Source organism: Streptomyces sp. NBC_00572 (assembly GCF_026341815.1).
Lineage (GTDB): Bacteria > Actinomycetota > Actinomycetes > Streptomycetales > Streptomycetaceae > Streptomyces.
Map to the genome: position 1 here is coordinate 3,264,381 of NZ_JAPENX010000001.1, position 11,958 is coordinate 3,276,338.

General features: G+C 70.8%; 13 protein-coding genes. 10 read left to right on the plus strand and 3 right to left on the minus strand.

Annotated features, from left to right (window positions below):
- Window positions 1–39: 39 nt before the first annotated feature.
- The 3 genes from OG514_RS15115 to OG514_RS15125 form a co-directional block, all read right to left on the minus strand.
- Complete coding sequence (locus tag OG514_RS15115) at window positions 40–357, minus strand: putative quinol monooxygenase (protein WP_266894829.1); 318 nt, start codon at window positions 355–357, stop codon at window positions 40–42.
- A gap of 93 nt (window positions 358–450) precedes the next feature.
- Window positions 451–1,653 (minus strand): Cmx/CmrA family chloramphenicol efflux MFS transporter, encoded by a 1,203-nt coding sequence (locus OG514_RS15120; protein ID WP_266900854.1) that lies wholly within the window; start codon window positions 1,651–1,653, stop codon window positions 451–453.
- Window positions 1,654–1,877: 224 nt separating this feature from the next.
- Entirely contained in the window at window positions 1,878–2,624 is a 747-nt protein-coding gene (locus tag OG514_RS15125) for a hypothetical protein (protein ID WP_266894830.1), read from the minus strand.
- 177 nt (window positions 2,625–2,801) lie between these two features.
- On the opposite strand from OG514_RS15125, the gene OG514_RS15130 reads away from it, so the two are divergent.
- The 10 genes from OG514_RS15130 to metK all read left to right on the plus strand — a co-directional run bounded on the left by OG514_RS15130 (window position 2,802) and on the right by metK (window position 11,956).
- Entirely contained in the window at window positions 2,802–4,235 is a 1,434-nt protein-coding gene (locus tag OG514_RS15130; RefSeq protein WP_266894831.1) for an MFS transporter, read from the plus strand.
- A 96-nt stretch (window positions 4,236–4,331) separates the two neighbouring features.
- Window positions 4,332–5,525 (plus strand): PLP-dependent aspartate aminotransferase family protein, encoded by a 1,194-nt coding sequence (locus tag OG514_RS15135; RefSeq protein WP_266894832.1) that lies wholly within the window; start codon window positions 4,332–4,334, stop codon window positions 5,523–5,525.
- A gap of 100 nt (window positions 5,526–5,625) precedes the next feature.
- The gene (locus OG514_RS15140) at window positions 5,626–6,165 is read left to right on the plus strand and encodes a MaoC family dehydratase (protein WP_266894833.1); all 540 of its coding nucleotides are present in this window, start codon (window positions 5,626–5,628) and stop codon (window positions 6,163–6,165) included.
- 113 nt (window positions 6,166–6,278) lie between these two features.
- Window positions 6,279–7,127 carry an SAM-dependent methyltransferase gene (locus OG514_RS15145; protein WP_266894834.1) on the plus strand — a complete coding sequence of 283 codons (849 nt, stop codon included), beginning with the start codon at window positions 6,279–6,281 and terminating at the stop codon, window positions 7,125–7,127.
- On the plus strand, window positions 7,124–8,167 hold the full coding sequence (locus OG514_RS15150) for a class I SAM-dependent methyltransferase (protein ID WP_266894835.1): 1,044 nt from the start codon (window positions 7,124–7,126) through the stop codon (window positions 8,165–8,167). Before OG514_RS15145 ends, OG514_RS15150 begins: the two co-directional genes overlap by 4 nt.
- Window positions 8,168–8,193: 26 nt before the next feature.
- Window positions 8,194–9,087, plus strand: a complete 894-nt coding sequence (locus OG514_RS15155) for a diiron oxygenase (RefSeq protein WP_266894836.1) — start codon at window positions 8,194–8,196, stop codon at window positions 9,085–9,087.
- A gap of 42 nt (window positions 9,088–9,129) precedes the next feature.
- Entirely contained in the window at window positions 9,130–10,029 is a 900-nt protein-coding gene (locus OG514_RS15160) for a hypothetical protein (protein WP_266894837.1), read from the plus strand.
- Between the two features lies 1 nt (window position 10,030).
- A complete protein-coding gene (gene acpS, locus OG514_RS15165; protein ID WP_266894838.1) occupies window positions 10,031–10,468 on the plus strand; it encodes a holo-ACP synthase in 438 nt (145 codons plus the stop codon).
- Window positions 10,469–10,487: 19 nt separating this feature from the next.
- Window positions 10,488–10,739, plus strand: coding sequence for an acyl carrier protein (locus OG514_RS15170; RefSeq protein WP_266894839.1), 252 nt, complete (start codon window positions 10,488–10,490; stop codon window positions 10,737–10,739).
- On the plus strand, window positions 10,736–11,956 hold the full coding sequence (gene metK / locus OG514_RS15175; protein WP_266894840.1) for a methionine adenosyltransferase: 1,221 nt from the start codon (window positions 10,736–10,738) through the stop codon (window positions 11,954–11,956). Before OG514_RS15170 ends, metK begins: the two co-directional genes overlap by 4 nt.
- Window positions 11,957–11,958 lie beyond the last annotated feature (2 nt).

Consider the following 11,958-nt stretch of genomic DNA (forward strand, 5'->3'; position numbering starts at 1 on the left):
GTCACAGTACGGCGGTGACGGCACCGTACGAAGCGGATTTCAGCCGGCGCGGACCAGCACGGTCTCCTGCGGGGGCCCGCTGAGCAGTGCGGGCCCGGCGGCCATCGCGGCGGCCAGGTGCGGGCTCTTGAGGTGGGCTTCGAAGGCGTCCCGGTCGGTCCACTCCTCGACGACGATCCAGGATCCGGGCTCCAGCGGGTCTTCGTACGGCCGGTAGGAGAGGCAACCGGGCTCGTCGAGGGTCGGCCCGACGAGCGCCAGCGCCTGCTTCCGTACGGCTTCCTCCTGCCCGGGTGCGGCCTGGAGCCGTGCGATGACGGTGACGGCGGTGCCGGTGCTGTCTGCGGTCGTGGTCATGGTTTCCCCCCGTGGGCAACTGGTGAACTGATGAAGTGGTGAGCCGGTGAAGCGGTGAAGCGGTGAATCAGCGAACCGGCGAACCGGTGGACGTCAGCGGGACGATACGGCCTTCTCGGCCTGCGGGACGCCGGACGTCACCACGCGGGACGGGGACTTGTGGAGCCTCAGGGCCACCGCCGCCGTCGCGAGGCCCAGTGCGGTCATCGCCGCGCCCGCCCAGGCGGTCGAGGCGAAGCCGAGGCCGGCGTCGATGACCGTGCCGCCGAGCCAGGGGCCGCCCGTGTTGCCGAGGTTGAAGGCGGCGGTGGTGGTGGCGCCCGCCAGGGTGGGGGCGGCTCCGGCGACGTTGAACATGCGGGCGTTGAGCGCCGGGGCCGTGTAGAAGGCGGAGACGCCCAGGAGGAAGGTGAGCGCGATGGTGGCGACCGGGCTGGAGGCGAAGAGGGCCAGGGCGACCAGGAAGACGGTGGAGGCGGCGATGCCGGTGAGCAGGACGCCGAAGAGGTGGGCGTCGGCGACCCGGCCGCCGATCGCCGTACCGATGACGGCGCCGATGCCGAAGAGCCCGAGGACGCCGGAGACCCAGCTCTCGTCGAGGCCGGACACGTCGGTGAGCAGGGGGGCGAGGTAGGAGAAGGCGCAGAAGACGCCGCCCGCCGCGAGGGCGGTCACGGTGACGGCGAGGAGGACCTGGCGGTCGCGGTAGATGGCGAGTTCGCGCTTGAGTCGGGGCTTGGTCTCGGGGAGCGGGATGCGGGGGATGCGGGTGACCACGCCGACGAGTGCGATCGCGGAGGCGAGGCCGACGGCCCAGAACGCGGAGCGCCAGCCGAGGTGCTCGCCGAGGAAGGCGCCGGCCGGGACGCCGAGGACGTTGGCGATGGACAGTCCGCCGATCATGACCGCCATGGCCCGGGCGCGGGAGCCGACGGGGACCATGGCGATGGCGACGGCCGCGCCGACCGCCCAGAAGCCGGCGCAGGCGAGGGCGCTGACGATGCGGGAGGCGAAGAGGACGGCGTAGTCGGGGGCGAGTGCGCCGGCTATCTGACCGAGGCCGAAGACGGTGATGAGGGCGATGAGGGTGGTCTTGCGGGGGAGCCGGAGGGTGGCCACCGCGAGGAGTGGTGCGCCGACGACCATGCCGATCGCGAAGGCCGAGATGAGCAGGCCCGCGCGGGGGATGGAGACGTTCATGTCCTCCGCGATGGGCGGGAGCAGCCCGGAGAGCATGAATTCGCTCGTGCCGAGCGCGAAGACGGACAGGCCGAGGATGTAGACGGCCAGCGGCATGCGGGTGCCGGGGGCGGGTGATCCTGAGGCCTCCGCGGAGGGCTCGGCGGCGGGTGTCGTGGGCTCGGCGGAGGAAGGCGGCATGACATGCGTCAACCTGGCTTTTGTGCCTGTCATTCCCGGATCGCGACGGATCTCGGCATGCAAGACAGCGCCTGGTCAGGGCCTTGCCGAGCGGCAGATGTCACTCTCCGTCGCGTGTGGGCGTCAGTTCGTGTGTGCGCTCATCCGGTTCCGGACGTGTCCGTCAGTTCCGCGAGTTCGCGTTCCAGGTTCTCCCGCGCCCTCTCCTCCCAGACCGCCGCCCCGTAGGGGGTGCGGAAGAGGCGGGGCAGTCCGAGGAGCTGGCGGAGTACGGCGGCGCGGCCTTCGCGGAAGGCGTCGGCGGGGACGAAGCCGTACTCCTCGCGGACGGCCGCCGCATATCCCCGGTAGGTGTCGGGGTCGCTCGCCAGGATCGCGAGGTCCGCGTCGCAGAGGGTCTCGCCGTTCAGGTCGCCCGGGGACGGGTCGTGGGTGATCGTCAGGCGGACCAGGCGGGCGACCTCTGCCACCTCGTGCGGGGTGAGTCCGGCCTCGGTGAGTGCCTTCTCGGCGAGGACCGCCGAGCGTTCCTCGTTCTCGGAGCGGTCGGGCCGGTAGACCGCGTCGTGGAACCAGGCGGCGAGCCGTACGAGCTCCAACTCCCCGCCCTCGCCGCCTTGGTCGGCGAGTTCGTCGATGCGGGCGAGGACCGCCCGGAGGTGGTCGACCGTGTGGTAGCGGCGCTGCGGCTCGGCCCAGCGGGCCAGCAGATTGCGGCCGTACGGGGTGGGGTCGGCGCCCTCGCGGCCGGCGCGGGCGGCGCGCAGGGTGGCGTTCCAGCGCCGGAGGAGCTCGGGGTCCGGGACGGCGGTGTCACCGTGCCTCGGCTCGACGGTGCCGTCGTTCCCCTGCTTGGTGGTCTTCTCGTGCTCTTCCTCGGCGGTCATGGGGGCATTCTGCCCGGCCAGGGGTGCGGAAGCAGTGCTTCCCACGCACCCCCGGTGCCGCCCTCACCTCACTCTTACATACCCCCTATGGGTATGCTACGGTGCTCCGCAAAGGTACCCCCTAGGGGTATGCCCCGGCTCCTGGTCGGGGGTCGTCGCGAGCGAAGGGTCAGGGCAATGTCAACCGTCAATCCCCGGCGCTGGTGGGCACTTGTCGTGCTCGCCGCCGCCCAGTTCATGGTCATCATGGACACGTCGATCATCGGGGTCGCGCTCCCCGAGATGCAGAAGGACCTGGGCTTCTCGCAGAGCGAGCTCCAGTGGATCTTCAACGCCTACGTGATCGTCTTCGGCGGCCTCCTGCTCCTCGGCGGACGCCTCTCCGACCTCGTCGGAGCCCGCAAGATCTTCGTCGCCGGCTGGGCGGTCATGATCGTCGGCTCGGTCCTGGCCGCCGCCGCGCAGACCGCCTGGGTCGAGATCGCGGGCCGCGCCGTCCAGGGTGTCGGCGGTGCCCTCATCGCGCCGTCCGCCATGACCCTGCTGATGATGCTCTTCATGCACGACCCGAAGGAGCTCGGCAAGGCGATGGCGCTCTACGGCGCCGCCGCCCCGGCCGGTGGCACCGCGGGCGTCTTCCTCGGCGGTGTCTTCACCGAGTGGATGAGCTGGCAGTGGGTCTTCATCATCTACATCCCGATCGGTCTCGCGACCCTCGCCGCCACCAAGCTCCTCCCGAACGTCGAGTCCCGCCGCGGCTCCGTCGACATCCTCGGCGCCGTCGCCGTCACCGCCGGTCTCGCGCTCGCCGTCTTCGCCGTGGTCCGCGCCCCCGAGGTCGGCTGGGGCTCCACCGGCACGATCCTCCAGCTGGCCGGCGCCGCCGCCCTCCTCGTCCTCTTCTTTGTGATCCAGAAGAGCATCAGCGAGCCGCTCATGCCGCTCAGCGTCTGGCGGGTCCCGCGCCTCGGCTCCGCCAACCTGGCGATGACGCTGCTCGGTGCCGCCTGGATCCCGATGTGGTACTTCCTCAACCTGTACCTCCAGCAGGTCCTCGGCTTCGGAGCCTTCGAGTCCGGTGCCGCGCTGCTCCCGATGACCGTGCTCCTCATGATCTTCATGACGGCCATCACCGCCCGGCTCATGCAGAAGTTCGGCGCCAAGCCGCTCATCGGCATCGGCCTCCTCGTCCTCGCCGCCGGCCTGGTCTGGCTCGCCGCCGTCCCGCCCACCGGCACCTTCGTCGTCGACGTCCTGCCCGCCTCGCTCGTCGCCGCGCTCGGCATGTCCCTCGCCTACATCCCGGCGATGATCGCCGCCATGTCCGGCGCCCCGCAGGAGCAGGCCGGTCTCGCCTCCGGCATCGTCAACACCACCTACAACGTGGGCTCCGCGCTCGGCCTCGCCGCGCTGACCGCCGTCGCCATGTCCCAGGGCGCCGACCAGCTCGGCAACCTGCCGAAGCTGACGGACGGCTTCTCGTCCGCCTTCATCGGCGCCGCGATCATCGCCGCCGTCGGCGGTGTCGTCACCCTCCTCGTCATGAAGGGCGACAAGGCGGCCGCCGGAGCCCCCGCTCCCGCCTCCGAGGGCGAGAAGGTCTCGGCCTGAACCGCCCCTACCCACCCCCGAAGGGGCCGTTCGATGTCCGTCTCCGGACTTCGGGCGGCCCCTTTTCCGTACCCACACCCATGCAAGGGGTAAGCGATGGAACTGAACACCCGTGCCGTGCACGTCGTCAACGAGCCATTCCCGAGCGGCAGTCGGCCGCTCTCCGTGCCCCTCGTGCAGTCCTCCGCCTTCGCCTTCGAGTCCGCCGCCGAGCTCGCCGACGCCATGGCGGGACCCGACGGGCAGTACGTCTACAGCCGCCGCGGCAACCCGACCGTACGGGCCCTGGAGCAGACCCTCGCCGGGCTTGAGGGTGGCGCCGGGGCCCTCGCCTTCGCCTCCGGCATGGGCGCCATCAGCGGGATCCTGTTCGCCCTCCTGCGGCCCGGCGACCGGGTGGTGGCCCAGCGCTGTCTGTACGGCGGCACCCATGCCGTCCTGGCTGACCTGGCCGAGCGGTACGGGATCGAGGTCGTACGGATATCCGGCGACGATCCCGCCGAGTTCGAGGCCGCCGCCGTGCACCCGGCCACCCGGCTGCTCGTCCTGGAGACCATCGCCAACCCCACCGGCCAGGTCCCCGACCTCCCGGGCCTGCTCGCCGCCGCCCGCACGCTCGGGGTGACGAGCGTCGTCGACAACTCGCTCGCCTCGCCCGTACTGTGCCGCCCCCTGGAGCACGGGGCCGACATCGTCGTCCACTCGACCACCAAGTATCTCTCCGGGCACTCGGACGTCCTCGGCGGCGCCGCCGTGTTCGCCGACGACGGGCTGCGCCGCAGGATCTGGCCCCGGACCGTCGAACTCGGGGCCTGTGCCGACCCGTTCGCCGCCTGGCTGACCCTGCGCGGGATCCCCACCCTGCCGCTGCGGATGCGCGAGCACTGCGCCAACGCCGTCGCCCTCGCCGAGCGGCTCGCCGCCCACCCGGGCGTCGCGGCCGTCCACTACCCGTGGCTCCCGGGCCACCCCTCGTACGAGCGCGCCCGCAAGGCGCTCAGCGGCGGCGGGGGGCTGCTGTCGTTCGAGCTCACGGGGGGCCGGGAGGCCGGCCGGGCCTTCATCGAGCGCGTACGGGTGGCCACGCTCGCGCTCTCCCTCGGCGGGGTGGAGACCCTCGTGACGCACCCCGCGTCCACGTCCCACCGGGAGCTGGACGAGGCCGCTCTGGGGGCGGCCGGGATAGCTCCGGGGCTCGTACGGATGTCGGTCGGCATCGAGGACGTCGAGGACCTGTGGGCCGATGTCGAACAGGCTCTCGGGTGGGCCTCCGAACAGACCTGCGAATAGCACCCTTCCGAGGCTTCTTTTGGGTTGACAAAATAAATGACTGATTCGTAGATTGGTGTGTGCCAGGGAAAGACCACTCCTAGGTCAAGGGGGGCGCGCGATGCGCTACTTCGAGGACTTCCGGCCCGGCGACGTCCACGAGCTGGGCGCCGTCACTGTCACGGCGGAGGAGGTGCTGGAGTTCGGCAGGCGCTTCGACCCGCAGCCCTTCCACACGGATCCCGCGCGCGCGGAGCAGTCGCAGTTCCGCGGCCTGATCGCGAGCGGGTTCCACACCCAGGCGATGTTCATGCGCCGCTATGTCGACGGACTGCTCGCCTACAGCGCCTGTATGGGCTCGCCCGGCATCGACGAGGTCCGCTACCTGCGGCCCGTCCGCCCGGGCGACGTCCTCACCGCGCGCGTCGAGATCCTCGGCTCCACCCCGTCGCCGTTCAATCCCGCCACCGGCACCGTCAAACCGCGGTGCACCCTGGTGGCCTCCGACGGGACGGCCGTGTTCAGCATGATCCTGCACAGCATCTTCCGCCGGCGCCCCGCCGGCTCCGAGGCCGACCATCTGTCGTCGATGCCCGCGGCCGAGGATCCCGTCGCCTGTGCGCGACCGGCCAAGACCTGTGTCCCGGTCATGAGCGCCTGACGAACCGTCCTTCGCCAGGCCCCTGAACACGGCCGTCCGTGCATCCGGACCCATCCGTATCCCCGGACCCGTCCGAAGCCCCGTACATCCACCGAAGTGAAGGGGGACCTCCTGTGGAGGCCGTATCCCGCACCGCCCAGTGGACCGCCGCCGCGCGCGCCCTGGAGACCGAGCGCGAGGACCGGCTGTTCGCCGATCCCTACGCGCGCACCGTCGCCGATCGGATCGGCTTCGAACTGCTAGAGCGCTACGCCGGGGGCGGCACCGTGCCGTTCCTCGCCATCCGCACCACCTATCTCGACCGCGCCGTCGTCCAGGCGGTGGAGGAGCGGGGCATCCGCCAGGTCGTCTTCCTCGCCGCCGGCATGGACACCCGTTTCTTCCGGCTGCCCTGGCCCGACGGCGTCACCGTCTACGAGCTCGACCGCCCGGCCCTCCTGGAGGCCAAGGCCGAGATGCTCAAGGACGAGCCGCAGCCGGCCGGCCGCACCCGGATCACCGTCCCGGTCGACCTGACCCAGGACTGGACCGGCCCCCTCAAGGAGGCGGGCTGGAAGAGCGAGGAGCCCGTCCTGTGGGTGGTCGAGGGGCTGCTGTTCTTCCTCCCCGAGCAGGCCGTACGGACCCTCATCTCGACGCTCTCCGCGCACGCCGCGCCCGGCTCCGTGCTGCTCGGCGACGTCATCTCCAGGGCCGCCCTGGAGAACCCGCTCGCCCGCGGCTTCATGAAGGCCCTGGACGAGGACGGCAACCCGTGGCTCTTCGGCACGGAGGAGCCCGAGGCGCTGCTCGACGACTGCGGCTGGGCCGTACGGGAGGTCAGGCAGCCCGGTGAGGAGGGCGCCGACTTCGGGCGCTGGCCGTACCCGGTCCCGGCGCGTTCGGTCCCGCGCGTGCCCCGGTCCTTCCTGTTCGCCTGCGACCTGCCGGGCACGAACGGCTTCGAGGAGGCGGCGGCATGAGCGCCCACGACTTCCACCAGAGGGTCATCACCGACGCCGGTGCGGCCGTCCGCGGTCTGACCGTCTCCCTCGGTCAGCGCCTCGGCCTTTACCAGGCCCTGGCCGAGCAGGGCCCGCTCACCTCGGCCGCGCTCGCGGAGGCGACCGGCACGAACGAGCGGTACATCGAGGAGTGGCTGCACGCCCAGCTCTCCGCCGGGTACGTGGAGCGGCACCCCAGCTCCCTCACGTACACGCTGCCCGCCGACCACGTCGAGGTCCTCGCGGACCCGAAGGCCGTCACGTACGCCGCCGGGTTCTTCACCGCCCTGAAGGCGCTGTACGCCACCGAGGACCTGCTGGTGGAGGCGTACCGCACCGGTGACGGCGTCGGCTGGGCCGAGCACGACGCGGCCCTCGACACCGGCATGGGCTCCTTCTTCCAGCCGACGTACGAGCACAAGCTCGTCGCCGACTGGCTGCCCGCCCTCCACGAGGTCACCGACAAGCTCGCCGCCGGCGGCACCGTCGCCGACGTGGGCTGCGGGGTCGGCCACACCACGCTGCTCATCGCGAAGGCCTTCCCGAACGCCACCGTCCACGGCTTCGACTACTCGGAGGAGGCCATCTCGATCGCGCGGGAGCTCGCCGAGGAGGCCGGTCTCTCCGACCGGGTCGTCTTCGAGGTCGCGTCCGCCGACGACTACCCGGGCTCCGGCTACGACCTGGTGTGCTTCTTCAACGCCCTGCACGACATGGGCGACCCGGTCGCCGCCGCCCAGCACGTCCACAAGTCCCTGGACGCGGACGGCACCTGGATGCTCGTCGAGTCGAACGTGTCCCCGCAGGACATCGACGTCCAGACGCCCGCCGCCCGCATGTTCATGGCCCTGTCCGCCGTCATGTGCCTGCCCGTCGCCGTCGCCCAGCGCGGCCCGCACGCCCTCGGCAACCACTCCGGCGAGAAGGCCTTCCGGGGCATCGCGGAGGAGGCCGGCTTCACCCGCTGGCGCCGCGCCACCGAGACCCCGGTGAACGCGGTCTACGAAGTCCGGCCGTAACCCCCCATCGTCAGAGGAGCACGATCATGGGCGCCACCGCCCCCCTGCCCGTCACCGACCGGTTCATGGAGGTCCTGGAGCGGCTCAGCGAGCGCTCCGTCGAGGACTACTACAACCCGTACCAGACGTTCCAGTGGCCCGAGACGCTGGAGGAGAACCGCTTCTGGATGACCCCGGAGCTGCTCACCGTCTACGGCACCGAGCACTACGACGCCCTCGGTGAGGAAACGCTTCAGCGCCTGTCGAAGTGGGAGTCCATCAACTTCTACAGCCTGAACGTCCACGGCATCCGCGAGCTGCTCATCGAGGTCGTCGGCCGCATCCACATGCCCGGCTTCGAGGTGCCCTCGGACTTCTTCCACCACTTCATCGGTGAGGAGAACGAACACATGTGGTTCTTCTCCGAGTTCTGCCGCCGCTACGGCCACAAGATCTACGGCTCCACCGCCATGCGTGCCGACGCCGCCTGGGAGCCCGAGGTCGAGAACTTCCTCGTCTTCACCCGCATCCTCTTCTTCGAGGAGCTCGTCGACCACTACAACTCCCGGATGGCGAAGGACACTTCGCTCTGTCACACCATCCGCGAGGTCAACCGCATCCACCACCAGGACGAGTCCCGGCACATCGCCTTCGGGCGCGAGCTGGTCTCCCTCCTCTACGGCCGGATGTGCCAGGCCGTCAGCGCCGAGCGGGTCCGCGAGGTGGAGGCGTACCTCAAGCGGTACGTCGTCTACAGCGTGAACTCCCTCTACAACCCCCACGTGTACCGCGACGCCGGCATCCCCGACCCGCTCGCCCTGCGCAACGCGCTGGTCGCCGACGAGAGCCGCCGCCCCCACGAGCGCAAGGCGATCCGCAAGCCGCTCGCCTTCTTCCTGAAGACCGGGATCTTCTCCGACGACACCCTGCCCGTCGTCTGAGCGGCCGGGGTCTGGACCTCCCACCCGAGAGGTGAAGCGATCATGACCGTGACGACCCCCGCGACCGGCGGGGAGATCAAGGGGTCGACGAGGGGCCTTCCCTCGCTCGGCCCCGAGGGGACCCGCCTGCTGCGGCTCCTCGACGACACCTTCGAGAGCTGGGGCGTGACCGCGGGCGCCCGCCCGATGACCATGCCCCCGCTCCTGCCGGCCGCCGACCTGGCGAAGCTGGACTACTACGACAACTTCCCGCACCAGGCCGTTCTCGCCGCCCCGCTCGACCTGGAGGGGCGCCTCACCACCCCCTTCGACGGCGAGCGCGGGGAGTGGCCCGTGGCGGCCCTCGCACCGGCCGGCCTCGGACTGCCCTCGGCGTCCTGCTACGCCGTCTACCTCGACCACCAGGGCACCGCGGTCGCCGACGACACCCTCGTCACGATCTGCTCCTGGTGCTTCCGCAAGGAGACCCACTACGAGGGCATGCGGCGCCAACTCGGCTTCCGCATGCGGGAGATCGTCGCGATCGGCGCGCGCGAGCACGCCGAGACGCACCTCGCGGACTTCACCGCCCGCATCCAGTCCTTCGCCGCGGCGCTCGACCTGCCGCTGCGCAGGGAGGCCGCCTGCGACCCCTTCTTCGACAAGGGCGGCTCGAAGGCGCTCCTGCAGCGGCTGACCCCGGTGAAGTACGAGTTCCTGTACGAGGACCTGGCGATCGCCTCGGTCAACACGCACCGTAACTTCTTCGGCGACCGCTGCGACATCACCCTCGCCTCGACCGGCGGTCCGGCCTTCACCAGCTGTGTCGCCTTCGGCCTGGAGCGGTGGCTGTCCGCACTGACCCGGCGCCACGGCGGCTGGGAGGCCGCCACGGGGGCGGTGCTCGACGCGAACGCCCGCATGCGGGCCGATGCGAGCAACGCGGCCGGGCCGGTGATCTGACGTGCCGGCCCGTCCCGCCGCCCCGCCGGCGGGCGGCCTGGGGTGGGCGAACCTCGGCATGGACATCGTGTCCGTCAACCGTGTCCGCAGGCTCCTCGCCCAGTACGGGGAGCGGTTCTTCGAGCGGATGCTCACCCCCGGCGAGCTCGCCGACTGCCGTACCTCCTCCGGGCTCGACGTACTGAGCCTGTGCGGGCGGATCGCGGCCAAGGAAGCGGCTTTCAAGACCTTACGGGTCAGAGGCAGGTTCCTGCCCTGGCCGGACATCGTCGTGCGGCGTTCCGAGGGCGGCTGGCCGCTCGTGGAGCTGCACCGTTCGGCCGCCGAGATGGCCGCGGAGTCCGGCATCACCGAGATCACCGTGTCCATCAGCCACGACGTGGACTACGCGGTGGCGGTGGCCGCTCCGATCATCGCGCCCGCCACACCCATCCATTAGCAGCTAAAGGAGAGCAACCATGGCCGACGGCCTGCAGACGGTGAAGAACTGGATCCTTGAGCGTCACCCGGAGCGCGACGACATCCCGGCCGACCTCGACCTGATCGAGAACCGGCTCATCGACTCGCTGTCCTTCGTCGAGTTCGTCTTCCTCCTGGAGCAGGAGAGCGGTACCGCGATCCAGATGGAGACCCTTGAGGTCGAGTCCATCCGCACTCTCGGTGCCATCGAGCAGCACTTCTTCAAGACCCCGGTGGAGGCTCAGGCATGAGCCGCCGCCTCTTCACCTCGGAGTCGGTGACCGAGGGACATCCCGACAAGATCGCCGACCGGATCAGCGACACGATCCTCGACGCGCTGCTCGCCGAGGACCCGTCCTCGCGGGTGGCGGTGGAGACCCTGATCACCACGGGTCTCGTGCACATCGCCGGCGAGGTCACCACCTCGGCGTACGCGCCGATAGCGAAGCTGGTGCGCGAGGCCGTCCTCGACATCGGCTACGACTCCTCCGCGAAGGGCTTCGACGGCGCCTCCTGCGGCGTCTCGGTGTCCATCGGCGCGCAGTCCCCGGACATCGCGCAGGGTGTGGACACGGCGTACGAGTCCCGGGTCGAGGGCGCGGGCGACGAGCTCGACGCGCAGGGCGCCGGTGACCAGGGCCTGATGTTCGGTTACGCCTGCGACGACACGGCCGAGCTGATGCCGCTGCCGATCGCGCTCGCCCACCGGCTGTCGCGCCGCCTGACCGAGGTCCGCAAGAACGGCACCGTGCCGTACCTGCGGCCCGACGGGAAGACGCAGGTCACCATCGAGTACGACGGGGACCGCCCGGTCCGCCTCGACACGGTGGTCGTCTCCTCGCAGCACGCGGCGGACATCTCCGTCGAGGGCCTGCTCACCCCGGACGTCCGGGAGTACGTCGTCGAGCACGTCCTCAAGGAGCTGGTCGAGGAGGGTGTGAGCCTGGAGTCCGACGGCTACCGGCTCCTGGTGAACCCGACCGGGCGCTTCGAGGTCGGCGGCCCGATGGGCGACGCCGGACTCACCGGCCGGAAGATCATCATCGACACCTACGGCGGGATGGCACGGCACGGCGGCGGCGCCTTCTCCGGCAAGGACCCGTCGAAGGTGGACCGGTCGGCGGCGTACGCGATGCGCTGGGTCGCGAAGAACGTCGTCGCGGCCGGCCTCGCCCGCCGCTGCGAGGTGCAGGTGGCGTACGCCATCGGCAAGGCCGAACCGGTCGGTCTGTTCGTGGAGACCTTCGGCACGGGCACCCTGCCGGACGAGCGGATCCAGGAGGCCGTCAGCGCGGTCTTCGACCTGCGGCCGGCGGCGATCATCCGCGACCTGGACCTCAAGCGGCCGATCTACGCGAAGACGGCGGCGTACGGCCACTTCGGCCGTGAGCTCCCCGAGTTCACATGGGAGCGCACGGACCGTGTGGAGGCCCTGAAGAAGGCGGCTCATCCGGGACAGGAGGGCTGAGG

Excerpts from the sequence above, each read along its gene's own strand:
- OG514_RS15115 (WP_266894829.1), bottom strand. The coding sequence starts at position 357 with ATGACCACGACCGCAGACAGCACCGGCACCGCCGTCACCGTCATCGCA.
- OG514_RS15120 (WP_266900854.1), bottom strand. The coding sequence starts at position 1,653 with ATGCCGCTGGCCGTCTACATCCTCGGCCTGTCCGTCTTCGCGCTCGGC.
- OG514_RS15125 (WP_266894830.1), bottom strand. The coding sequence starts at position 2,624 with ATGACCGCCGAGGAAGAGCACGAGAAGACCACCAAGCAGGGGAACGAC.
- OG514_RS15130 (WP_266894831.1), top strand. The coding sequence starts at position 2,802 with ATGTCAACCGTCAATCCCCGGCGCTGGTGGGCACTTGTCGTGCTCGCC.
- OG514_RS15135 (WP_266894832.1), top strand. The coding sequence starts at position 4,332 with ATGGAACTGAACACCCGTGCCGTGCACGTCGTCAACGAGCCATTCCCG.
- OG514_RS15140 (WP_266894833.1), top strand. The coding sequence starts at position 5,626 with ATGCGCTACTTCGAGGACTTCCGGCCCGGCGACGTCCACGAGCTGGGC.
- OG514_RS15150 (WP_266894835.1), top strand. The coding sequence starts at position 7,124 with ATGAGCGCCCACGACTTCCACCAGAGGGTCATCACCGACGCCGGTGCG.
- OG514_RS15155 (WP_266894836.1), top strand. The coding sequence starts at position 8,194 with ATGGGCGCCACCGCCCCCCTGCCCGTCACCGACCGGTTCATGGAGGTC.
- OG514_RS15160 (WP_266894837.1), top strand. The coding sequence starts at position 9,130 with ATGACCGTGACGACCCCCGCGACCGGCGGGGAGATCAAGGGGTCGACG.
- OG514_RS15170 (WP_266894839.1), top strand. The coding sequence starts at position 10,488 with ATGGCCGACGGCCTGCAGACGGTGAAGAACTGGATCCTTGAGCGTCAC.
- metK (WP_266894840.1), top strand. The coding sequence starts at position 10,736 with ATGAGCCGCCGCCTCTTCACCTCGGAGTCGGTGACCGAGGGACATCCC.